Here is a 23,150-nt window from a genome sequence, read left to right on the forward strand (position 1 = left end):
AAAGCATATATTGTATAATCTTAAGTTAAGAGGTGATTTATGGATTTAAGTAAAATAACAGCGGGACCAAATGCGGTGAATGTGGTAATTGAAATAAGTGCAAATGCTGAGCCTGTAAAGTATGAATTTAATAAAGAGCTTGGGTTGTTACAAGTTGACAGATTTTTATCTACCTCAATGACTTATCCTTGCAATTATGGATTTATACCAAATACCTGCGCAGGTGATGGTGACCCTGTGGATGTTTTGGTGCTAACTCAATTTCCCTTAGCATCTAGTGTTTTAATATCGGTACGTCCAATAGGCGCATTACTCACTAAAGATGAAAAAGGAGAAGATGAGAAAATATTAGCAGTGCCTGTTTCCAGTGTTGATAGCTATTATGACAATATAAAGGACTATTCTGACTTATCTAAAAGCCTACTAGATAAAATTACTCATTTCTTTTCTCATTATAAAGATCTAGAAAAGGGAAAAACGGTAGCAGTTGGAGAATGGGTTGGTGTAGAAGAAGCAAAACAAATTGTTGCAAGCTCTATTAAAAGCGGAAATTAGTTTTTGTTGATTTATAGCTAAAGTGGCTCTACGATTTGAAAAATAACAAATTCGTCATTCCGCTACTCGTTAGCGGAATCTATACCGCGCACAACTGCACGAACATTGCAATATGGCACATAGTAAACGATGTCATCCCAGTGCGTGACACTGGGATGACAAGAAAGGGAGCACTGGAATTTTTGTTTCAGCATTAGCCATGCATCTGAACAGATACAAATATTGCAATTAAAAGCATTAGACAGGTGGTAGAGGTCTTGGTATTATATAATCTTTAGGTTCTAAATTTGGAAGGGTGGCCGAGCGGCTGAAGGCGGCGGTTTGCTAAACCGTTATACGACCCAAAAGTCGTATCGAGGGTTCGAATCCCTCTCCTTCCGTATACTGTTTTTAGCACGGTTTAAATTCGCTATATTAGCATGTTTTTAGCCTATTTACCAGCGTACCTGATTTTGTTGCAATGGTTTTTATTTCCATTGTCACTGAGATCACTATTAAAAAGTTGGCTAGCATTGATTCAGTATTTATTATAGAATTGGTTATTAACTAAACAACTTTACTTGTATGTATAAAATACTAATTTTACTGTTGATAGTGTTGCCACTTAGGTTGCTTGCAACCGAGATTGAAATTGTTGCAGATGTAAATGGTGAACCAATTTCAAATTTAGATATCGAAAAACGCATCAACTTTATAAATTCATTGTTTGGCACTCAAAGTGTTAATCAAAAAGAAGCAAAGCCTCAAATTCTTAGGGAGCTAATAGACGAAATTATCATTATCAATGAAGCACAGAGGCTGAATATAAAATTGAGCAACGAGGAGTTAGATAATGCTATTATGTTATTTTTAACCCAAAGTTTTAAACTTAAGGCTAATGAAGTTGATCAATACATAGAGAAGCATAATATAGATCTTGGTATTTTAAGAAAACAAATAAAATGTCAGTTACTGTGGAGCAAAATTATTGAAGTAAGAATTGTGCCATTTATTAATATAAGCGATAAAGAAGTAGATGATGTAAAAAGGCAAACAGAAAAGCCGGATTATCTTATCACGTTCCAAGAGTTTATAATTCCTGATCAAAAAGACAAGGACGTTTATGGTATAGCTGAAGATTTAGTAAAAAAATTACGCAACAGTAATAACCCAGAATCTCCAATAAAGATGCGTAAAGCAACAGTTAATTTAAGTCAGCTAAAAGGAAAACTCAAGAGCGTTTTAGAAGGATTAGAAACCAGCGACATAGCAGGTCCATTCAGTTTCAGTGAAGGTTACTCCGTTATAAAAGTAATAGATAAAGTACAACTTAATCATGCACTGCTGGAAAGCACTTTAAAATTAAAACAGATTGTGGTTGAAGGTTCAGAAAGTTTATTAGATAATCTCAAGGAGCAAAAAGTTAATTGTTTAAATTTTGATAAATTAGCAGATAATTTTAAGCTGCCAAACGCAAAAGAATTTGAAATAAAAATGCGAGATTTAAATCCTGATTTACAGATTTTATTTAGTAAAACAAGTGTGAATGAAATAGTAGAATTGAGAGAAAATGGCACTGCAAAGTTGATGATGTTGTGTGATATCAAGAGTAATGTAGCGGGTATAGAAGCAATCAAACAGAAAATGTACCAACAAAAGATTATGATACAAAGCAACTTGTTATTAGATGATATGCGTAAAAATGCAGCTATCAGTTATCGGTATAGTTGAAGTCAGAGAGTGTCCTTGTCTCTGTCTTTGTGTATAGAACTATATAAATTACTTTGTTCTATAAAATTTCAAAAAATTTGAACAAATGTAGTTAAAATAGCACATGAAGAATATAATGCTAATTGGTGGTGGAGTTGGAAATGCAGTGTTATTTTCGATAGGGAAGGCATGTCTTGAAAATAATAACAAGGTTTTGTACTTCGCTGGCTATAAGAAGTTAAGTGATGTATTTAAACGAGCACTGATAGAGCGTGCATCAAATGCAGTAGTTTGGGCATGTGAAGAAGGATTGATAGAAACAAGCAGAGATCAAGATAAATCCTTTCATGGTAATATAGTTGATGCAATAGTCTCTTATCAACAAGGAAGATTAGGTATTAATTTGAACGTTATAGATAAAATTATCACTATTGGTTCTGATAAAATGATGAAAGCTGTGAATGAAGCTAGAAAAACAATTTTAAAGCCATATCTGAAGTCAAGTCATATAGCAATATCGTCAGTTAATTCTCCTATGCAGTGTATGATGAAAGAAATCTGCGCTCAGTGTGTGCAGCAGCATATAAATGCGAAAACAGGAGAAAGGAGTTTTGTTTATAGCTGCAGTAATCAAGACCAGGATATGGAATTTATTGACTTTGATTTTTTAAGTGAGCGCTTGAAGCAAAATAGTTTACAAGAAAAACTTACTGCGAAATGGATAGATCATGTTCAAAGATATTAAACAGCACAAAAAGGAAATAAGAGAGCAATATAGAGCTATAAGAAAAGATATTGATGAAAGTTATTCCAGTTATGCAGCAAATTCCCTTATTAATCTCTTTAATCAGAACTTAAGCTACGTTAAAGGCAAAACAATTGCGGCTTACATTCCAATGGATGGAGAAATAGATGTTGTGCCTTTGATGCATAGTTTACTCGATTTAGATTATAAAGTAGCAATTCCTAATAAAAATAAGTTACTAAAATTTGAGGAATGGAACGAAACAAATGAAGATGTAATTCCCGACACAATCATTACTCCTGTTGTTGCTTTTGATGATCATTTTAATAGATTAGGTTTTGGCGGTGGTTGGTATGATACAATGATAAAAAAATTACGGCCACTTGGAAAAATATTTATAGGTGTAGCCTATGAGAAACAATATTGTAAAGATTTACCTGTAGAACAACATGATCAAAAATTGGATATTATAATCACTGAGATGTGTGTTAGATGTGGAAGTGGGTTGCTCAAAAAAGTGGATAGAAAGGAGTAGCGTAACCCCACTTTCTGATAGTAATTTTTGCGTAAAAAAATGCATCAACTTGGTCCTGTGATTCCTCCTTCACTAACTCGTGCAGCACTTGAAATACCTAAGTGAGAATTTGGCTTCATTTCCTGAGCTTTCTTATTAACTTTTTGTTCTACCTCTTTTATGTCACTACCAATTGCCATAATTGCAGGTTGAAATTCGCTCATAAAATCTACAAGTTTCTCCATGTCTTCCTCATGAGTACTAGTACCCTTGCTCATAAGATTGTTCAAAAGACCAGCCTTATCTTCCCTTATTAACTGTCTTATGGCTGCTAGTTGCTCTTGATTCTGAAGCATTTTTATTATTTTTATTTCATTACTAAGCATTGTTCTTTCTCCTTCATCAGCTTCAAGATTCTTTTCCATTAAGTTGCTTATTAGCTTTTCAAAATTATTTTCTCTTCTTTGAACCTCAGGTAATTTATCTATTAAATCCTTATATGAACTTTTCACTGCTTTTCCTGCTTCAATCGCACCTTCTTTTATTTTTTCCCCTGCCTTTCCTATACCTATTCCTACATAACGTGCTCCAATAGCCACAAGCGCTATTAATGTAGCAAGCACAATAAGCGGAGAAAATGCTGCTCCTAATACCATTACGGCAGAAGCTATTCCAATTTTTTTATTTGCAGAGGCTGATTTAAAATAATTGACTAGATTATCCAGTGGACCTTTATTATTATTTATAACATTACTTATTGCTTGTTGGTTAACAGATTTTAACGCCTCTTCTATTATTTTTGAGTTAACATTTTCAGAAGTTAAACCTTCAAGCGCTTCTTCAATGAATTTTATAAATAATTCTTTGTTGACCTCCTTTTGCAAGCCTTGGTCATTAATCGCTAAACCTAAATCTTTGAGGTTCATCCCTTTAACTTGTTCTGATAGGGTTGTAAATAACTCTTTTTTCCCCTCTTGTGAGGATTGTGCAATACTTTCTATTATATCTGAAATAGCTTTTCTTAGTTCTGGATAGTCAGTGTCAAAAAACATACTATTGCTAGATTCCATATTCAGCTTCGTTGATTATAAATATGCCTAATTATACATACTAATCATTAATTATATTATAATTGATATAACATACCCCTTTCCAAATATAGAATTTGTATTAAAATATCTAGATTATATGAAATCAAGGTACTTTATGGGTGAAAAAAAATTAAAAGCTGCTGTGGTCTTATCAGGGTGTGGTCACCTTGACGGTGTAGAGGTAAGAGAAGCGGTTTTAAGTTTGCTTGTGCTTGATCAGCAGGAAGTGGATGTTAAATGCTTTGCACCTGATATCAATATCACACAAGTTATGAATCATAGAACAAAAGAGGCAACAAAAGAAAAAAGGAATGTACTTGTGGAAGCAGCAAGAATCGCAAGAGGCGAAATATATGACTTAAAAGAAGCCAAAGCTGAAAATTTTGACATGCTAGTTGTACCTGGTGGATACGGGGTTGCGAAAAATTTATCTGACTTAGCTGAAAGTAAAGACATGGTGACAGTAATGCCTGAATTTGAAAGATTAGTTTCAGAATTTTTTGTTACAAAAAAGCCAATAGGAGCGATATGCATATCTCCAGCCATCATTGTTTCAATTTTAAGTAGCAAGATAGGTAAAGAAGAAAGTAAGGTTAAGGTAACTATAGGAGATGACAGAGAACAGTTGATAGAAAGGCTTGGCGGCGAGCACATAAAATGCGATACAGAGTTATCAATAGAAGACGAAGAACATAATGTATTTTCCTGTTCTGCTTATATGCGTAGCGACGAAAGTACATACTCTGTATATCAAGGGATAAAGCATATGATTGACAGCATGGTAAAAAAGATTAACAAAAAAACTAAACAGCCATTCCTATAAGGTGTACTAAATAAGACTTCTCTATTAATCACACAATTAACTGTTGAATTTTACATTTCTAGCTGTATTATGGCTACGTAGCTAAAGTAACTTAGGTTTATCGACGCTTTACTACTTGTTAGCGGTGTGGTGTAGTGGCCATATATGTTTAGTTCTTTTTTTTAAGGTATTTTGTATGTCAGATCTTTTCTATATTGAAACTACGTGTTGTGTGGACGGTCAGTGTGATGTCTATACAGGGGAAGTGAGTTTTAATGATGTCATGTTAGGCAAGTTCAGTCTAAATTCGTGCAGCGGGAAAGAAGCTATGATAAATCTAGACATTATTACATTCGATATTAATATCGCTATTGATGGTCAAAATGGAAAGACAATAAAAAAAGACCTTAAAGGTCTTGAATTTGTAACTAAAGATGATGGTTCTTGGTATATTAATAAGGATTTTGGTGATGATAAATTTGAAGTTGTAGTAAAGCAATCATAATTTTACATCTCAGGTGTAACATTTAGTATAGGCGCTATTCTATTTATAATGTTCTTTACTATAGGCGCAGCAATTATTCCCCCGGTATGGTGCATCCCTTGAGGCTCATCAATAGCAATTAGCACTATGTACCTTGGGTCAAGCATAGTTAGCACTCCTATAAATGATGCTATGTTTGCATCTTTGCTATATTTACCATCTACAACTTTTTCCGCCGATCCAGTTTTTCCTCCTATTGAATATGCCTTTATTTTTGCTTTTCTGCCAGTGCCATCTGTTACTGCTGCACGTAATAATTTTCTCATTTCCCTGGAAGTTCTTCTTGAGATAATTTGCTCTCCTATACTTCTTTTATTCAACATCAAGGTTGCGTTATGAAATATCCCATTATTGATTAATGCTGCTGCAGTTTGTGCAAGATGTATAGGAGTTACAGCTATGCCATAACCATAAGATGCTGTTATTAAAGTGTTTTCACTCCATTTATCCGGGATTATCGGTGTGGATTTTTCTGGTATTTCTATTTTCAAAGGAGAAAATAGCTTCATAGCTTTAAAGTATTCTACCTGTTTTTCAATACCTAGTTTGACTGCAATTTTTGCTGCACCAATGTTGGATGATTTTACAAATATATCTTGCACAGTAATTTTTGGAATTTTAGATTTATGAAAATCCTGAATTTTATACTTTCCAATGGTGATTGGTGTTGATACGTCATATAAATCGCTAGTTTTTGTAGCGTTCGCATCAAGCGCTGCGGCTATTGTAAAGTATTTTAATACCGACCCCATCTCATATACCCCAAGACTGGCGCGATTAAACTTTTGTACGTCTTCTGCCTTATTCTGTAAGTTGGGATTAAAATCAGGTAGGCTGACCATCGAGATGACTTCACTATTTCTCACATTTAAAACAATTCCTACTCCGCCAAGTGCCTGATATCTGCTTACAGCTTTAGTTAGCTCTTCATGCACTATGCTTTGCACTCGTGTATCTAAGGATAGTATTATGGGCTTTTCTTGCTCATTGTTTTTACTTATATACGCCTCAACTCCTGCAATACCATTGCCATCTATGTCAGTGTAACCAAGCACGTGTGAAAATAAATTACTGTGAGGATATATACGCTTTATGTCGTCATAAAAATTTACTCCTGGTACACCAGCGTTTTTGATCGCTAGTAATTCTTTTGGAGTCAAGTGCCGCTTTATCCAAGCAAATTTCTTTTCTGAAGTAAGTACTCTATATAAGTTCTTGTATTCGAGGTCATGCAAAGTAGAACACAGTTGTGCTGCTATACTTTCCGGATTCTTTACTTTGGTTGCATCTATATATAGTGATGTTGTGGGCACATTTGTTGCTATTACCACTCCATTTCTATCTAAAATATCAGGTTGTTTATGTACTATATTATCTTTTCTAAAATTTTCTGAAGTAGTAGGTTGATCAAATGTTAAAGAGAATATGCGAAAAATAATTATTATATAAAACGTAAATAATGGTACTATAAAACACAGTGAGCGGAGCTTATTTTTAAGTAATGCTTGCATATTTACTTGATTTGACAAAAATGGAAATCATCTTAGCTGAACCACGAGGTTTTTGTGCCGGGGTAAAAAGAGCTGTGGACATATTAGCTATTACTTTAGAAAAATACAAAAACGAGCGCCAAGTTTATGTGCTACACGAAATTGTTCACAATAAATATATAGTAGAGGACTTTAAGAAACAAGGAGTGGTTTTTGTAAGCATTATCGAGGAAATTGAAGATAATGAAGGAATACTGATCTTCAGCGCGCACGGAGTATCAAAAAATATAGAAGATGAGGCAAAAAGAAAGGGTATTCAAGTGATTGATGCAACATGTCCTTTAGTCAACAAAGTGCATAAAGAAGCAAAAAGGTATGAAAACAGTGGTAAAGAATTAATTCTCATTGGGCATGAAAACCATCCAGAAGTTAAGGGAATTAGGGGAAGAGTAAACAATCCTATCACTTTAGTGCAAACTTTGCAGGATGTATATGATTTAAAGGTTAAAGATCCAGATAATTTGTCTTATGTTACACAAACTACGTTAAGCATCGACGATACCCGTGACATTATTGCTGCCTTGAAATTAAGGTTTCCAGGCATAACAGGTCCAGATTTAAAGGACATATGCTATGCAACGCAAAACAGACAAAATGCTGTTAAAAAGCTAGCTGAAATTGTAGACATGGTATTAGTTGTAGGAAGTAAAAATAGCTCAAATTCAAACCGCTTATTAGATCTGTGCACTGCCAGAGGAAAAAGAGCCTACTTGATTGATAATTACAGCTGTGTGAATAAAAGCTGGTTTCAGGGCGTAGAAAAGATAGGAATCACCGCAGGTGCTTCCGCTCCTGACATATTAGTTGATGAATTAATAGACTACCTAAAAGTAAACCTGAGTGTAAAAATTTCAGTTATGCCAGGTGGTATTACTGAAAATGTTCAGTTTAAAATACCGAATCTGGTTTAAAACACAACTTATCTACTAAACTTCTCTTGAAATCACACAAACCAGCATCTATAGCTAAGACGTCATACCGCGATTCATTAGACTTCTTGCATAACCATATAACAAACTTTTATTGGGAATAGAAACGAAAAAACTTGCTTGACAAACTCCGCCAGCCCTCTTATCATGATAGTGAAGCTATTGTATTTGCTTTCGCCAATCTGCAGATTAAAAGGTAAGGATTACTTAATGTATCGGCGTCTTATGTTCAATTTTTTGCAGTATATAGATACTGTATGTCTTTACAAAACTTCATCTACATCTAGATTTTTATCTAAATAAGCTGAACGCGCTTACAAAGCGTTACAAGACATCAAAAAATGCCAATACTCGACAGAGATAGTAAAAGACTAGCTAACTCGGGGATTCTTTGTCTTTTTTTCTGCTTAGTAAATTTCTTAAACGTTTGCAGCGTAAGTTAGTTGCAATTAAAAGCAGCTGAATTTCGCTTGTCAAGCGTTTAAAACATAAAAAACGCCAATATTTTAAAGCGGATAATAACCCCAGGGCTTCTTTTGCCTTTTTTTTTGTTTGGTAAATTTCTTAAATATTTACGGCTAATATGAAGCTAAGTACGAACTTTGTTAAACACAACAAATGGTGTCATTCCAGTCTGGAATCCAGGAAAAAGAATGGTGTCATCCCAGTGCCCAAACACTGGGATCCAGTTTTCTTTACAAATTCACCAAAAGTGTTTCATTCTATAACATAAAACCCATACTCACCAAATCCAATGCATTACTTGCAATTAAGTTTCCTGGATCCCAGTGTCTGGGCACTGGGATAACAAAGGAGGAGGTTATTCCAGTGCCAAGCACAGACCATTTCTGGTCTCTTAAATTGCAACTAATCTAAGTATTAAAAAATTTACCAAACGAAAAAAAAGGCAAAAAAAGCCCGATGGTTGGCTAGTTACTTACATTATACTTTCAAGTATGGCGTTTTTTTATTCTAAACGCTTAATAACCGTGACTCAGCCGCTTTTAAGCCGCAACTAATCTAAATTATAAACGTTAAGAAATTTACTAAACAGAAAAAAAGGCAAAGAAACCCTAGGGTAGCTAATTATTCACTATCCATTTTTTAAGTTGGCGTTTTTTGATGTTTTAAATAGCGTATTTCAGCTTGTGTAGCTAGAAATTTGATAAAGATATGAGGTGCACATAGTGCAAAAAATTAAGCATGATTTACGCCAAATACATTAAGTTTTTTTGTCATTAATCCACTGCAGAGATTGCGAAGATAAATAAATAGCTTCAGTTTCATGATAAGGGGGCTGGCGAAGGGTGTCAAGGAAGTTTTTCGTTTCATCCAATGCGCTGCCAAAAGTTTGTTATGCAAGAGATCCCATAAATTGGGTGTCATAATAACTACACCCACATTAATTTTGGTGTACGTGACCTTGAAAGATCGTGATTCAATACTTAAATTATTAGGGTAGTAGGCAAATAATGGAGCTCAAAATGCATAATGTACAAGAAACTGAAAATTTAAAATTTGACGCTGAGGTAGGGAAAGTACTGAATATAGTGATTCATTCACTTTACACCAATAAAGACATTTTTCTGCGTGAATTAATATCAAATGCATCAGATGCATGTGATAAGTTGCGCTATGAATCTCAACTAAACCCTAATTTGCTAGATTTGAGTGACGAATTAAAAATCACTATCAGCTCCAATAAAGATAAGAACGAGCTATATATCACTGATAATGGCATTGGAATGAATAGACAGGATTTAATAGATAATCTTGGTACAATTGCAAGCTCTGGTACGCAAAAGTTCTTGGATGCGATTAAGAATAGCAAGGATTCAAGCCAAACTGTGGAGCTGATTGGGAAGTTTGGTGTTGGTTTTTACTCAAGCTTTATGGTTGCATCAGAAGTAATAGTAGAATCGAGAAAAGCTGGAGAAGAGGAGTCTTGGATCTGGCAATCCAAAGGAGATGGGGAATATTCAATCAGCAAGTCAGATAATCAAGTCCCTCGCGGAACCAAAATTACGCTCATTATGCATCCTGAAGAAAACGAGTTTTTAGATAAATTTCGTGTTGAAAATATTGTCACTACTTACTCTGATCACATAAATTTTCCTGTTGAATTTATAGACGAAGAAGGAAAAAGTGAAAAGTTAAACAGTAAGGCTGCAATTTGGACTAAGCCAAAAAATGACGTTACTCAAGAGGAGCACAACGATTTTTTCCGCAGTGTTGCTCACGTTGGCGGGGAGCCCTGGATGATATTGCATAATAAAAATGAAGGTGCAATAGAATATACAAATTTGCTTTATGTTCCTTCTATAAAACCTTTTGATTTATTCCATCCAGATAGACGTTGCTCTGTGAAGTTATATGTAAATAAAGTATTTATCACTGAAGATAACGTACAGATTATACCACAATACTTGCGTTTTCTGAAAGGCGTGGTTGATTCACCGGACTTGCCTCTTAATATCAGCAGAGAAACGCTGCAGAATAATCGTGTTGTTGAGCAGATCAGAAAATCTCTCACTAAGCGTGTGATATCAGAGCTCGGTAAAAAAGCAAAAGAGAATTTAGAGGAATATACAAAATTCTGGACCAATTTTGGTGCAGTTTTAAAGGAAGGTCTTTGCGAAGCTATGCCAACTGATGAGAGAGAAGCACTACTCTCGATTTGCAGATTTCATAGTACTGGTGATGAGAAATTAGTCAGCATTGATGACTATATAAGCAGAATGAAGCCTGAGCAGGAGCATATCTATTATCTCACCGGAAATAGCCTCGATTCAGTGAAAAACAGTCCGCAACTTGAGGGGTTCGTCAGTAAAGGGCTGGAGGTTCTTCTGTTCGTTGATCCAGTGGATGATTTCTGGACTAGTGTAATTCATGAATATAAAGATCAAAAGTTTAAGTCTGTGACTCGCGCTGATGTTGATTTGGAAAAATTCTCTTCAGAAGAAGATAAGAAAAATGAAGAAAACAAATCGAATGAAGAAAAAACTGAGGAAACTATATTGCAATATTTTACCACAGTGCTTGGAGATTCAGTAAAAAGCGTAAAAATTTCCAAAAAATTGACTGATAGTCCCGTATGCCTAGCGGTTGATGAAGGTGCTATGGATCTTCGCATGGAGCGTTTTTTGCGTGAACAAAAGCAGCTAAATTACCGCACGCCAAAGGTGCTTGAAATTAACACTAAGCATCCTGTAATAAAGAGTATAATGAAATCTTATGCTGAAAGTGGTGAAAACCCAACATTGGAGGACATGGTTCACTTATTGTTTTACCAAGCTTGCATCGTGGAAGGCGAAGAGATGGATGACGCGAGCAGCTTTGCTAAGAGACTGAATAATTTGCTTGGCAAGATTTCTGTTTAATGCTATACTTAGCTTAGCTGCTAGTTAGGAGGTAAAACATGTTTGGTTCCAATTTTAGAGACTTTGTATCACAAGATACAACTTCACAGGGCCAATCAAATTCTGAAAGATTAATCAAAAGTTGGCATGGTTTTGAAAAACCAGATTCTGAAGATTCAGGTATTGAAGAAGAGTTTGAAGTTTTAGATAGCGAAAGTCAAGAGATACCAGCTACTCCATGTAGCACACCCCCTGAAGATCTAAGTTTAGAGAATGCAATACTTGCAAACTTTCCTGATGGTTGTGATAGGTCGTTTACTGTAGAGTTAAAAGATGAAGATTCATATGGTATCATTCCTAAAAACTTAACTTTTGCTGAGATTATAAATATCTTAAATCAAGCTATACAAGAAGATAATTGTGAAGAATTAGACAAGGTTGTACAAAATATTGAAGATTATGAAGGCAGGTCTATTACGCTGGATAATGAAAATCTCAAAGATTTCTGTTCAAATCAACTTAATTTGGAGTTACAAAACGGAAGCAACCATCAACATATATATTCAAATGTACTATCACAATATAAATTTGATCAAGAGGGTTTCAAGTATGATTATTCAGTAAAAGAATTGGTACTATTGGCAATTGCAGCTAATGACAAGCTAGTAGAGCAATATCAGGATTTTCTTTTTGCTGAAGGAAATTTAAGTCTTTTACCTCTCCTTGTTGGTGGTCAAAAATATATTGAAGCTTTTATAGAAAAATTCCATGGTACCGATGGAGTTTATGGAAGATTAAAAGATCAAACTATACAACTTGTCGAACCTAATAAGATTGGTTTTTTCTCAGTTATAGCATTAAGAAAAGAGCAAGAATTATTAAATGCAGTTTTTGTCGAATACGTTTTAAGAGATTTTGGACAGGTGTTAAAAACAAGTAATCCTGATTCTTTGTATGGTGTGCTTGAAACAGCGTCTCTGATCAAAAATGAAGAATTCATCACGATAGTGCTGGGTGCATTTGAAAGATATATTAATAAGCTAACTAAAAAAGCCTCAACAGAAGAGTTATTAAAAAAGAGTTTTGTTACTTTATTAGAAACTGCGATAAGCCAGGAACACACATCTGTCATTGAATACCTGTGCAAACGATACACTAATAGTGCAGATCATGCCATTTACGATGTATATGAACAAGCATTTGCGGATGATAAAGTTATTACAATACTAGGGCAACAAATCCTGAAAAACATAGGAGCTCGTGGCAGAAAAGAAATTTATGATTTAATTCTGAAAACTGCATTGGATGCTGGTAATATTGCATTTATCGAGCACTTGTGTGAAAAATGTGCTAAATGCAGCAATGATGTTATCGGCTATCTCAATCAAAAATTTAAAAATAACGAGTTTGATGAAATATATGAATCAATTCTGATTGCATTGTCTAATGTTGAATACACAAACACAGACGTTATAGTCGAGGTGCTTTTTTACACTAAAGAAATCCATCAAAACGTATCACATAATGAGCAAGTGATTAGGCCGATCATACAGAATATACTGAAAAATGCAACACACTACTCAATAGGCCAAGAAGATTACTCCTTAGTCAAGGAAGTATGTTACTTATACACAGAAGAGGGTGCAATTAACGTAATTTTTCAAGAGGAGTGTAAGATTTTTAAATCTAGCATAGAAAAGCGCATAGAAGATCTGGAAAAGGAAAACAAATTATTGCAATCTGAAGCTTTACGTGAATATAACAGCCGTCTTCCAGGTATTGTAAATGGATTAGTTCAGACTGCTTGCATAGTGTATGATGAATACACTAAAGATCCAAAAGACAATAAACGTCAAAAGAATATTGATCTAATATTCAGTTTAATGCAAATTAGAAATATTCTGCAATTTTCTATTGATGTGCAAAAATATTCCTGTCATGAACGTCAAGATTTGTGGGATGAAATGTGCCAAACTCCTGGAACTTTTATAATACGAAAAAGAAGTAATAACGTTGCAGATGAATTAGAAATTCCAGTTATAACAAGTGACATTCTATCAGAAAATCCAGGACTTGAAAGTGCTGGCAGTAAGCAGACAGAAAAAAATATTGTGGACAGAGGAAAAAATATTATGAACAATGAAGAGGCTTCAATAGAGGAAGCTATAGGTAATAATTATGAGGAGGGTGAAATGGGTAAAAATAGTGCTAAAAAACGTAAAGAGAGCATAAAACGATCTAAAGAAGAAAAAAAGAAAAATGAACAAGAAAAAGAAGTGCAATTTAGAGAACTATATGTTGGTAAAAATGATGGCTCAAAGGTAATCACTGAAGTTGATAGTAGTAAGAGGAAACAAGCTCCTGTCCAACCTGCTGGATATGTAGAACAAGCGGGTGGTCTAGGTTCTTCGAATGATGATAATCCTTTAGATAATGGCACAAATGGTGAGAAGAATTCTACGTTTAAAACTGATGAACAAGATACAAAACCAGCACCAATACTAGAACCAGTGCCTTCAGTAGCTAACGAAAACTCTGGACAAGTGAATAATGTTCAAAGTAATGGTAGACAGTCTGATAATCAAAACAATAAAGATATACAAGATGTTAGCGCTACTATAAGTGATCAGGTAACTCCTGTGAGTAGTGATACTGAAAACAATAAAGTGGAAAAAAGTGGTGTGAGTTTACAAAGCAGCGGCTATGTGGACAATAGCACAGTATTATCCTTTGTGGATAGAGAGCATGTTATTCATGTTGATGCGCAGGTTTCATGGGATGTGAGTTGTCTGGTTGAAACTATTAGTGAAGATACTGATGAAGTTGCAAGTAATCAAAATGGTGTACTTTTGCTGGAAGCTCAACCTATGGTACAGAGTTATGATTCAAGTGAAAAAGGTAATACTAATTTGCAAAGTGCAGGTGATAGTAGTGTAGGTGTAGTGTCAAAGAATGGTAGTGATCAACTACCTGCCGATAATCTAGAGCAGAATAGCAAAGGGGTGGATGATAGTAGTGTATCTGTGCAGTCTATAGGTATGGTGATAAGTCAATCTAATAGTGCTTCCACTATAACTCTGGATGATCACAAGCCTCTCATGAAAGATATAGAAAATGATAATGATCCAAGTGAAGAAGATAATGATTCTCCACAGAATATCAAAAAAAGCACATTGTCTACTATAGTTGTTTCAACACTAGTCGTGGCTGCAGTAGCTTCGATAGCTATCTTTGTTTACTTAGAAATGTTAGCAGTGGGGATAGCAGTTGGAGCTTGTTGTCTGGTTGCCGCTGCAATTATATACTGCTGTACACCTAAAAGCCAAGTTGAAAACAGCGAGGTTGAAAAACCTTTCAACACGGGGAAAGTACCTACTGCCGTACATGTATAATAAATATAGTAGTCTATCGTTTAATAATTTATTATAATTATTTTAATTATCGGTAAATAAGGACTTGGTAAACTACGAAGAAATATTCTTGAATAAAATAAAAGATATAAAAGATGAGGGGCGCTACCGTGAATTTACGCACTTTGCGTCATTACCAGGTAGGCTCCCCCACATTATGGACTATGAAAGAAATAGGGAAGTAATAGTCTGGTGCAGTAATAACTATTTGGGAATGTCACAAAATGAGAGTGTAATTGCCGCTATCCAAAATTCATCTGTTGGTGCTGGAGGAACAAGAAATATATCTGGTACAACAAAAGAGGTTGTTGAACTTGAAAAATCCTTAGCTTGTTTGCATAAAAAAGAGGCTGCTTTAACTTTTGCTTGTGGCTACCTCGCTAACCAGACAACACTTAGCACTTTATCGTCTGTTATTCCGGGCGTAGTAATTTTTTCAGACGAGAAGAACCATTCTTCGATGATAGAAGGCATAAAATCAGGAAAAAGGCCAAAACATATATTTAAACACAATGATGTTAATCATCTAGAGCAGTTACTCAAGTCTATAGACAAAAAGACACCAAAAATAATAGCACTTGAATCCGTATATTCAATGGATGGCGATATAGCGCCGCTTAAAGCAATATGCGATCTTGCAGATCAACATAATGCAATTACCTATTTGGATGAGGTGCACGCAGTTGGCATGTATGGTTCACATGGTGGCGGAATTGCAGAAAGAGAAGGCCTGATGGATAGAATAACCGTTATTCAAGGTACACTATCAAAGGCTTTTGGAGTGATGGGTGGGTATATAGCGTCTTCAAAGAGCTTGGTAGATGTAATAAGAAGTTCCGCTCCAGGATTTATTTTTACCACTGCTATGTCGCCTGTTTTAGCAGCGGCAGCAAAGGCAAGCGTTGAGCACCTAAAATCGAGCAACATTGAAAGGGAAAAGCAAAAGCAAGTCGTTGAAAAAGTAAAAAACTCACTGAGAAATGCAGGAATTAACTTCATTCCAACAGAAACTCATATAATTCCAATAATAATTGGCAACTCAGAGTTATCTAAAAAAGCATCAAAATTATTATTTGATGAGTATGGAATATATGTTCAACATATAAATTACCCGACAGTTCCAAGAGGAACTGAGCGTTTCCGTATTACCCCTACACCTTATCATACCGATGAAATGATAGAGCATTTAACAGAATCTCTTGTAAAAGTTTTCGAAAAGTTGTCTATCTCTGTAGCCTGTTTATGCTATAGCTAGTACAGCCCTACGTCATACCGCGATTTATTCGCGGTATCTCAGCATGGATTCCGCTAACAAGTAGCGGAATGACGAGTTTTACGCTTATCAAATTGTAGGTAAACATAAATTACTTTAGCTATAGTTTTATATCTCCAGCAATGATTAGCCCGTTGTCTTCCGTTAGCCTTCCACCGCTTTCTTGCAGAAAAAGTCTACCGAGCAAGGCTTTATATTTGTTAACTCTAGAGTAAACTATTCCTCTGTGCCTTCCTGCCGCAAGGTATGCAAAGCCTAAAATTGTTGAACCGATGGAGCGTACACTACTATTGCCAGGCAACAATTTATTTAACAAATTACCACTTACATCTATTAGACCCCCTTCACGGCTTTTCACCCGCATTTTTATATGACGAGATCTAAAGTCCTCAAGAAAAGCACCTTTCTTTTCTTCTGCCCAAAAAGTTTCTCTAAGAGCCGGAGCATCAATTACAGCCGCCACAACTTTATTTTTATGAATGAGACAGACTGATACTGCAAAATAAACCATACAACTGGAAAAGTTCTCCCTGCCCTCTATAGGCATAATAAACCAGGTATAAGTGTCATCTTTTACTTCTTGATCAGTATCATCTTCGGAAATAAACCCATAGTCTCGTTTGTAGTCGTGCAAGCAATCGTATATGGTTTGCTTGGATTTTGAATAAGTTTTATTGATAAAGTCTGCTGATTTAACATTAGAGATTTGTAATTCATTAAAATCGCGCATAAGCTGCCTGGAAGCACTACGCACAGAATCAAGCATCACATTAATTCGTGGTGATGAGAGGGACATTCTTCCTTTTACTCTTTCACTCTTTCATAATAGCTGTCACCTGGAGTATATACTACAATTTTATCCTCTTCTTTTATAAATTGAGGCACGTTAACGCGCATTCCGTTTTCCAAAATTGCAGGCTTATAAGAAGCAGTAGCAGTTTGTCCTTTAATAACAGACTCTGTTTCTTTCACAGCAAGTGTAACATAATCAGGCACATGCGCAGAAATTATTTTGTCTTGATAAGCTACAACTTTAATTTTCATGTTATCCTGTAAATAAATTTTTTTTTCTCCCAATAAGTCCAAATTTATAGTGATTTGCTCGTAATTACTTGGATGCATAAGATTTACAATGTTTCCTTCAGTGAAAAGGTAAACATATTCCTCTTCATCTAAAATTGCCCTTCTGATTGTTGCATCAGAACGAAATCTTTCATAGTGTTTTGCTCCGGTTTTGATGTTTTTCATTTCGGCTTGTATGTATGCACCACCTTTACCAGGTTGAGTATGCATAATACCTACAACCAAAAATAATCCGCCGTTATGTTCCAACACCTGACCTGGTCTGATATCGTTAGCTCTTTCTGCCATAATTACATTTTCAATTTGATCTTATAATTATAAATAGCTTTATATAAATATCAAAGTCTTTATTAGTCAATAAATTCTGGTATATTTAATACTATATACCTCCCCTTTATATTTATATGTGGAAATATCTCTTTAGTGAAAGACAGCATAATACGTTTTTTTGTGCTGATAACTAAAATTTCTAATATATCCCCTGAGCCGAAATTATACACAGATTTTACATAGCCATATAATTCATTACTTTTCAGCCTTACTTCCATATCTACAAGGTCACTTTGGTAAAATTCATCCTCATCATTTAGCTCTGGTAACTTGCTTCTTTCTATATATAGCTTCTTATTCCTTAAAAGCTCTGCTTCATTACGGGAATTTACTCCGCTTATTGTAGCTATTACTAAATTATCACCTATGACGGATACTGAGTCTATTTTATAATTCTCATCACCACTTATTAGCTTACCATATAAGAAGATATTTTCAGGCTTTTCAGTAAAGGTTTTTACTTTAACAGCTCCTTTAATTCCGTGAGGAGAGGTAATAATTCCTAAGCATACCAGATTGTCGTTCATATTAATGCAAGTATCTAATCAGAAGATTTCTCAGATAAATATTGAGTCAAAATCTCGATGCCTTCATCAATCTCTTTTTCAGTGATAATGAGTGGAGGTAAAATTCTCACAACGTTATCTGATGTTACCCCAACAGTAAGCAAGCCGCGATGACTTAACTCTTCTGCAAACTTTTGATTGTCTGCTTTCACTTTTATTCCAAGCATTAACCCTTTCCCTCTTACTTCCTCTATTATTGGAAATTTACTTGCTAAGTCTTCTAGTTTATTTTTTAAGTATTTACCTCTAATTTCAACATTTTTCAAAAAGCCGGGGCTGAGCAATTCTTCGAGCACAGCATTACCTACTGAGGTTGCAAGCGGATTGCCACCAAAAGTGGAACCGTGCATACCGACCGCCATATATTTAGCAGCATTTTCAGTCGCAAGACAAGCCCCTAGCGGAAACCCGCCGCCTATTCCCTTTGCAAGAGCACATATATCAGGTTCCACTCCTATATGTTCGTATGCAAATAATTTTCCTGTCCTGCCAGCACCGCATTGCACGCAATCAAAAAATAACAATATGTCATTTTCATCACACAGCTTTCTTAGTTCTTTCATAAAGACTTCATTCATTACTTTGATACCACCTTGCCCTTGTATTGGTTCTATTAATATAACGCCTATACCACTTGAAATTGCTTTCTTTACGCTCTCAATATTGGGCTCGATGTTATCACACCAATCAATGTAGGGATTTAGTAATTCAGAAAATTTCTGTTTATCGTTTGTAGCACAAGTTAAAAAGGTTCTTCCATGAAATGCACCATGGAATGTTAAAATTCTGTGACGATTTTTATTGCCTTTTCCATTTTGATAGATCCTAGCAATCTTAAGCCCACATTCTACTGCCTCTGATCCAGAATTTGAGAAAAATACAGTGTCAGCGAAACTGTTGTTTATTAATTTTTCTGCAAAATTATTGGCAGCAGGTATATTATAGGTATTTGATATATGCCATAATTTTTCTCCTTGCAATTTAAGAGCACTAATTAATCGCGAATTAGTGTGACCTAAGCTACTAACGGCTATTCCGGAGTGAAAATCTACGTAGCGCTCACCATCAACATCATATAGGTAGATACCTTTGCCATGAGAAAAATTTATATTAACAGGAGAATAAACTGGCAAAATAGGAGAAATTGTCATAAAATATTATATGCTAAATTTTATTATTAATAACATAAAAACCGTTGTTTCACAATAAGAAGGATATGTATAAGCTAGGTAAATTGATGTTTTCTGCGTTGAAGAAAAACAAATACACAAAAGTTATTGTATTACTCTCATCGATCTTTATGATTTTATTCAGTGTGATATATTGTAATCATTTACTAAGGAGTAATTTCCTTTCTTCTTACCGTGATTCAAGTGTAAACTTAAAAAGCGTACTGGAAAATGGCATAATAAAAAAATACCATTATTTACTAATAGAAAAGCATCACATTAAATACAAAAATTTTGACTACATAAACCAACTAGTAAAACTACGTGCTGAATTATTACAATCAGTGAGCAAAGTAAAGGATTTCAGCTTAATACTGTATGATCAAAACGGCAGAATAATATTCAGTAATTTTAACACTCAAGATTATGATTATGAACAGTTACTTACAAACGATGAAATTGATAAACTATTAAGTAACCAAGAAATATTTTATACTACAGGAAATACATTAACTTCTATTTTCCCTATATTCCATGAAAATAGCGTTAAACCGTCGTTTTTTTTGAAGATTCTTCGAAACTACAATAATTCTTATGTTATAGCATATGGCCTGTTTTTAACATTTTTGGGCCTATTATTAATAATCTTAATATTAATAATGTTCTATTTGCACTTTTCTAATACCCAAATGCTAGCCAAGCAACATAAAACTAACATTGAATTACAGCAGATAAAAGAGACATTAGAGCAAGAAAATGCAAACAAGCTAAAGTTTTTTGCAAGCGTTACACATGAATTACGCACACCTCTTAATGCTATTATTGGATTTGCGGAGTTGATCAAAAATAAAACTTTAGGTTCAATGGATAATTCTCAATACAAGGAGTATGCAGACGATATATATAATGCAGGAACACACTTACTTACCTTAATTAATGATGTGCTCGATTTTTCTAAAGCTGAATCAAGTAGTTTAACAGTAGAAAAAGTGAAGTTTAACCTGAACAAAATAATGGATTCATGCGTAAATATGCTATTACCTAAATTAAAAGAAGCCGGGATTAATTTAAAAAAAGAGATGACTAATAAACAATTATTAGTCATTGCAGATCCCAAGAGAATGAAACAAGTTATAATAAATTTATTATCAAACTCAATCAAGTTTACTCCCAAAGATGGTTTAATAAGAATGGTGATAAAAGAAAATATAGAAAAAAACTTATTAACCATTGAGTTTCATGACAATGGAATAGGAATAATGCAGCAGGATATATATAAAGTTATGTCTGTTTTTGGCCAAGCAGATTCGGGATATAGAAACGAAGGTACGGGCATCGGATTACCGCTAAGCAAGAAATTAGTAGAGTTAATGGGTGGAACTTTTGACATTAAAAGTGAAGCGAAACTTGGTACTACGATAACATTGAACTTCTTTTATGAAGAACAAACATGTGAAGATTCGATTGATTTTTAATAGGATCTATTTGATATGGCCTTACATCAGACGAAAACCACACTTTATCAAAAGCGGCAAGCCGAGAAGGCAGTTATCAATAAGCCCCCTATTAAGAATCTTATCTGTGTTAGCTATATATAAAATTTGATACTCTGACTACAATATACTACTATAGATAGAAGCGTTATTAATGGAGCAAGGTATGGAGTTAGTAGTAGGAAATAATGCACCTGATTTTAGTTTACCAACAGATTCTGGTGAAAATTTATCACTGAGTGAATTTTTTGATAAAAAAAATGTAGCTCTTTATTTTTATCCTAAAGACGATACTCCGGGTTGTACGATGGAAGCAAAAGGCTTTAGAGATAAAATAGATGATTTTTCTTCCCTTGACACAGTGATAATTGGTGTATCAAAAGATAGTGTTAAGTGCCACACTAACTTCAAAGCAAAATACTCTCTGCCGTTTTCTTTAGTTTCTGATGAGAATGCTGAAATGTTGGGAAAATATGGTGTTTGGGTAGAGAAAAGTATGTTTGGCAAAAAGTATATGGGAATAGAACGCACTACTTTTTTAATAGATAAAAAAGGTAAAATAGTGAAGATCTGGAAAAATGTAAAAGTTAGTGGACATGTTGATGAGGTTCTGGAAGAAGTAAAGAGAATATAAACTAAAGAATATGTTAATGGCTACCCATTGCTACATAAAAAAGCTGAAATTACATAATTTTCGTAGCCACTCAAACTTTGAACTGGATTCAGATGATAGCTCAGTTGTAATAACTGGCAAAAATGGTATTGGTAAAACTAATATACTTGAAGCAATCTCGTTGCTTGCTAAAAGCAATGGAATGAAAAAAGCAAAAGCCAGTGAGATACAAAATAGATTCAGTAATGAAGATTGGGCAGTGCACTATGATTTTTTTAATGGAACAGATTTTAATTCAATTGGTATCGCAAAGAGTTTTGATAAGAAACTAATACAAATTGATGGAAAAACGCAATCAAGTTATTCATCTCTGTATAAGATATCCAATGTAATATGGCTGATTCCACAAATGGACTATGTTCTTCTTAATTCTCCAAGTGACAGATTAAAATTTTTAGACCGTATAGTCTCACTGTTTGAGGAAAATTACACTTGCTGCTACATGAAACACAGAAAAGCTAAACGTGAGCGAAGTAAACTGTTGAGAGAGAACACCTTGGACGAAAATTGGCTCTCTAGTCTTGAAAACATAATGGCTGTTAATGCAGTTAGTATTTTACGTATGCGATCGTCTGTTTTAAAAATATTACAAGACACAATTGATAACCATTCCAGTGAGCTTTTTCCAAAGGCAAGTTTGAAATTCAGCAGCCAGCTAACTTTGAACGATACTGCAGAATATTTTCAGAATCGTCTAAAGGAAAACAGAGAAAAAGACTCATTGACTGGTAGAGTAACCTTTGGTGTGCATAACGATAATTTTCGGGTTTTTTGTCAAAAAAGAAACGTACCAATAAATCTGTGCTCCACTGGAGAACAAAAGTTATTACTGCTTTCTATTATTTTATCCAGTGTAAAAGCAAGGTGTATTCATTACAATAAGGCACCACTTCTTCTGCTTGACGATATAATGTCTCATCTGGATAAACATTACAGAAAGGCGTTAATAGAGGAAATGTTAAGTATTCAATGTCAAACTTGGATAACTGATGTAAATCAAGATAATTTTAATAACTATCTTTATTCTTTCAAGTTTTTTGAATTATCAAATGAATTAAATGCAAAACTTCCTTGACAAACCTCGCCAGCCCCCTTATCATGATACTGAAGGTATTCAGTTATCTTCATCTGTGCAGATTAAACAGCAAGAAAACAACGTAGTTGGCGTCTTATTTTTAATTTTTTACACTATGTGCACCTTATGTCTTCACAACATTTCTGGGTTTTTACCTATATAAGCTGAAACGCGCTTATAAGTCGTTTAAGACAGTATAGTACGCCGATTTTGCAGGATTAGAGAGTGACAACTAGCTAACACGGGGTTTCTTTTGCCTTTTTTTCTGCTTAGTAAATTTCTTAAACATTCAAACTAAGG

General features: G+C 34.5%; 21 protein-coding genes and 1 tRNA gene. 16 read left to right on the forward strand and 6 right to left on the reverse strand.

The features are described 5' to 3' along the window. Positions 1–39: 39 nt before the first annotated feature. The 6 genes from ppa to AAGD50_RS01220 all read left to right on the forward strand — a co-directional run bounded on the left by ppa (position 40) and on the right by AAGD50_RS01220 (position 3,524). Positions 40–555, forward strand: a complete 516-nt coding sequence (gene ppa, locus AAGD50_RS01195) for an inorganic diphosphatase (RefSeq protein WP_209473293.1) — start codon at positions 40–42, stop codon at positions 553–555. Between the two features lie 35 nt (positions 556–590). Further along, positions 591–752, forward strand: coding sequence for a hypothetical protein (locus AAGD50_RS01200; protein ID WP_010963140.1), 162 nt, complete (start codon positions 591–593; stop codon positions 750–752). Positions 753–844: 92 nt separating this feature from the next. Further along, a tRNA-Ser gene (locus AAGD50_RS01205) sits at positions 845–935 on the forward strand. Positions 936–1,119: 184 nt separating this feature from the next. After that, positions 1,120–2,265, forward strand: a complete 1,146-nt coding sequence (locus AAGD50_RS01210) for a SurA N-terminal domain-containing protein (RefSeq protein WP_264723798.1) — start codon at positions 1,120–1,122, stop codon at positions 2,263–2,265. 103 nt (positions 2,266–2,368) lie between these two features. After that, positions 2,369–2,989 carry an oxidoreductase gene (locus AAGD50_RS01215; RefSeq protein WP_155968434.1) on the forward strand — a complete coding sequence of 207 codons (621 nt, stop codon included), beginning with the start codon at positions 2,369–2,371 and terminating at the stop codon, positions 2,987–2,989. Continuing rightward, positions 2,973–3,524 (forward strand): 5-formyltetrahydrofolate cyclo-ligase, encoded by a 552-nt coding sequence (locus AAGD50_RS01220; RefSeq protein ID WP_264723797.1) that lies wholly within the window; start codon positions 2,973–2,975, stop codon positions 3,522–3,524. The genes AAGD50_RS01215 and AAGD50_RS01220 overlap by 17 nt, the downstream gene beginning before the upstream one ends. 44 nt (positions 3,525–3,568) lie before the next feature. Here the strand turns inward: AAGD50_RS01220 and AAGD50_RS01225 are convergent, their stop codons facing one another. Further along, entirely contained in the window at positions 3,569–4,573 is a 1,005-nt protein-coding gene (locus AAGD50_RS01225) for a hypothetical protein (protein WP_264723796.1), read from the reverse strand. Between the two features lie 136 nt (positions 4,574–4,709). Here AAGD50_RS01225 and elbB point away from each other — a divergent pair, with 136 nt between their 5' ends. Beyond that, positions 4,710–5,417, forward strand: a complete 708-nt coding sequence (gene elbB, locus AAGD50_RS01230; RefSeq protein ID WP_039963711.1) for an isoprenoid biosynthesis glyoxalase ElbB — start codon at positions 4,710–4,712, stop codon at positions 5,415–5,417. Between the two features lie 175 nt (positions 5,418–5,592). Beyond that, positions 5,593–5,901 carry a hypothetical protein gene (locus AAGD50_RS01235; RefSeq protein ID WP_010081942.1) on the forward strand — a complete coding sequence of 103 codons (309 nt, stop codon included), beginning with the start codon at positions 5,593–5,595 and terminating at the stop codon, positions 5,899–5,901. Between the two features lie 2 nt (positions 5,902–5,903). Here AAGD50_RS01235 and AAGD50_RS01240 read toward each other — a convergent pair whose 3' ends face one another. Continuing rightward, positions 5,904–7,451, reverse strand: coding sequence for a peptidoglycan D,D-transpeptidase FtsI family protein (locus tag AAGD50_RS01240; protein WP_264723795.1), 1,548 nt, complete (start codon positions 7,449–7,451; stop codon positions 5,904–5,906). 20 nt (positions 7,452–7,471) lie between these two features. Between AAGD50_RS01240 and ispH the strand changes: the two genes are divergently transcribed. The 5 genes from ispH to hemA all read left to right on the forward strand — a co-directional run bounded on the left by ispH (position 7,472) and on the right by hemA (position 16,443). Beyond that, positions 7,472–8,401 carry a 4-hydroxy-3-methylbut-2-enyl diphosphate reductase gene (gene ispH / locus AAGD50_RS01245; RefSeq protein WP_264724269.1) on the forward strand — a complete coding sequence of 310 codons (930 nt, stop codon included), beginning with the start codon at positions 7,472–7,474 and terminating at the stop codon, positions 8,399–8,401. Positions 8,402–9,037: 636 nt separating this feature from the next. Continuing rightward, a complete protein-coding gene (locus AAGD50_RS01250) occupies positions 9,038–9,295 on the forward strand; it encodes a hypothetical protein (RefSeq protein ID WP_264723794.1) in 258 nt (85 codons plus the stop codon). A 608-nt stretch (positions 9,296–9,903) separates the two neighbouring features. Further along, positions 9,904–11,799, forward strand: coding sequence for a molecular chaperone HtpG (gene htpG, locus AAGD50_RS01255; RefSeq protein ID WP_182309722.1), 1,896 nt, complete (start codon positions 9,904–9,906; stop codon positions 11,797–11,799). 38 nt (positions 11,800–11,837) lie between these two features. Continuing rightward, complete coding sequence (locus tag AAGD50_RS01260) at positions 11,838–15,170, forward strand: hypothetical protein (protein WP_265041008.1); 3,333 nt, start codon at positions 11,838–11,840, stop codon at positions 15,168–15,170. A gap of 64 nt (positions 15,171–15,234) precedes the next feature. After that, positions 15,235–16,443 (forward strand): 5-aminolevulinate synthase, encoded by a 1,209-nt coding sequence (gene hemA / locus AAGD50_RS01265; RefSeq protein ID WP_155969391.1) that lies wholly within the window; start codon positions 15,235–15,237, stop codon positions 16,441–16,443. Between the two features lie 118 nt (positions 16,444–16,561). Here hemA and AAGD50_RS01270 read toward each other — a convergent pair whose 3' ends face one another. From AAGD50_RS01270 to AAGD50_RS01285, 4 genes are all read right to left on the reverse strand, one after another. Then, positions 16,562–17,257: an inositol monophosphatase family protein gene (locus tag AAGD50_RS01270; protein WP_264723791.1), complete on the reverse strand. Its 696-nt coding sequence runs from the start codon at positions 17,255–17,257 to the stop codon at positions 16,562–16,564. A gap of 8 nt (positions 17,258–17,265) precedes the next feature. Next, entirely contained in the window at positions 17,266–17,832 is a 567-nt protein-coding gene (gene efp, locus AAGD50_RS01275; RefSeq protein WP_006279719.1) for an elongation factor P, read from the reverse strand. Positions 17,833–17,894: 62 nt separating this feature from the next. Continuing rightward, on the reverse strand, positions 17,895–18,401 hold the full coding sequence (rimM, locus tag AAGD50_RS01280; protein ID WP_038250708.1) for a ribosome maturation factor RimM: 507 nt from the start codon (positions 18,399–18,401) through the stop codon (positions 17,895–17,897). Between the two features lie 14 nt (positions 18,402–18,415). After that, complete coding sequence (locus AAGD50_RS01285; protein ID WP_155969393.1) at positions 18,416–19,591, reverse strand: aspartate aminotransferase family protein; 1,176 nt, start codon at positions 19,589–19,591, stop codon at positions 18,416–18,418. A 65-nt stretch (positions 19,592–19,656) separates the two neighbouring features. On the opposite strand from AAGD50_RS01285, the gene AAGD50_RS01290 reads away from it, so the two are divergent. The 3 genes from AAGD50_RS01290 (at position 19,657) to recF (ending at position 22,850) form a co-directional block, all read left to right on the forward strand. Continuing rightward, positions 19,657–21,084: a sensor histidine kinase gene (locus AAGD50_RS01290; RefSeq protein ID WP_209473279.1), complete on the forward strand. Its 1,428-nt coding sequence runs from the start codon at positions 19,657–19,659 to the stop codon at positions 21,082–21,084. Between the two features lie 184 nt (positions 21,085–21,268). Continuing rightward, positions 21,269–21,736, forward strand: a complete 468-nt coding sequence (gene bcp, locus AAGD50_RS01295) for a thioredoxin-dependent thiol peroxidase (protein WP_015589489.1) — start codon at positions 21,269–21,271, stop codon at positions 21,734–21,736. A 16-nt stretch (positions 21,737–21,752) separates the two neighbouring features. Beyond that, positions 21,753–22,850, forward strand: coding sequence for a DNA replication/repair protein RecF (recF, locus tag AAGD50_RS01300; protein ID WP_265024544.1), 1,098 nt, complete (start codon positions 21,753–21,755; stop codon positions 22,848–22,850). Positions 22,851–23,150 lie beyond the last annotated feature (300 nt).

Source organism: Wolbachia endosymbiont (group A) of Apotomis capreana (genome assembly GCF_964027025.1).
GTDB lineage: Bacteria > Pseudomonadota > Alphaproteobacteria > Rickettsiales > Anaplasmataceae > Wolbachia > Wolbachia pipientis.

Excerpts from the sequence above, each read along its gene's own strand:
- ppa (WP_209473293.1), top strand. The coding sequence starts at position 40 with ATGGATTTAAGTAAAATAACAGCGGGACCAAATGCGGTGAATGTGGTA.
- AAGD50_RS01210 (WP_264723798.1), top strand. The coding sequence starts at position 1,120 with ATGTATAAAATACTAATTTTACTGTTGATAGTGTTGCCACTTAGGTTG.
- AAGD50_RS01215 (WP_155968434.1), top strand. The coding sequence starts at position 2,369 with ATGAAGAATATAATGCTAATTGGTGGTGGAGTTGGAAATGCAGTGTTA.
- AAGD50_RS01220 (WP_264723797.1), top strand. The coding sequence starts at position 2,973 with ATGTTCAAAGATATTAAACAGCACAAAAAGGAAATAAGAGAGCAATAT.
- AAGD50_RS01225 (WP_264723796.1), bottom strand. The coding sequence starts at position 4,573 with ATGGAATCTAGCAATAGTATGTTTTTTGACACTGACTATCCAGAACTA.
- elbB (WP_039963711.1), top strand. The coding sequence starts at position 4,710 with ATGGGTGAAAAAAAATTAAAAGCTGCTGTGGTCTTATCAGGGTGTGGT.
- AAGD50_RS01235 (WP_010081942.1), top strand. The coding sequence starts at position 5,593 with ATGTCAGATCTTTTCTATATTGAAACTACGTGTTGTGTGGACGGTCAG.
- AAGD50_RS01240 (WP_264723795.1), bottom strand. The coding sequence starts at position 7,451 with ATGCAAGCATTACTTAAAAATAAGCTCCGCTCACTGTGTTTTATAGTA.
- ispH (WP_264724269.1), top strand. The coding sequence starts at position 7,472 with ATGGAAATCATCTTAGCTGAACCACGAGGTTTTTGTGCCGGGGTAAAA.
- AAGD50_RS01250 (WP_264723794.1), top strand. The coding sequence starts at position 9,038 with ATGGTGTCATTCCAGTCTGGAATCCAGGAAAAAGAATGGTGTCATCCC.
- htpG (WP_182309722.1), top strand. The coding sequence starts at position 9,904 with ATGCATAATGTACAAGAAACTGAAAATTTAAAATTTGACGCTGAGGTA.
- AAGD50_RS01260 (WP_265041008.1), top strand. The coding sequence starts at position 11,838 with ATGTTTGGTTCCAATTTTAGAGACTTTGTATCACAAGATACAACTTCA.
- AAGD50_RS01270 (WP_264723791.1), bottom strand. The coding sequence starts at position 17,257 with ATGTCCCTCTCATCACCACGAATTAATGTGATGCTTGATTCTGTGCGT.
- efp (WP_006279719.1), bottom strand. The coding sequence starts at position 17,832 with ATGGCAGAAAGAGCTAACGATATCAGACCAGGTCAGGTGTTGGAACAT.
- rimM (WP_038250708.1), bottom strand. The coding sequence starts at position 18,401 with ATGAACGACAATCTGGTATGCTTAGGAATTATTACCTCTCCTCACGGA.
- AAGD50_RS01285 (WP_155969393.1), bottom strand. The coding sequence starts at position 19,591 with ATGACAATTTCTCCTATTTTGCCAGTTTATTCTCCTGTTAATATAAAT.
- AAGD50_RS01290 (WP_209473279.1), top strand. The coding sequence starts at position 19,657 with ATGTATAAGCTAGGTAAATTGATGTTTTCTGCGTTGAAGAAAAACAAA.
- bcp (WP_015589489.1), top strand. The coding sequence starts at position 21,269 with ATGGAGTTAGTAGTAGGAAATAATGCACCTGATTTTAGTTTACCAACA.
- recF (WP_265024544.1), top strand. The coding sequence starts at position 21,753 with ATGGCTACCCATTGCTACATAAAAAAGCTGAAATTACATAATTTTCGT.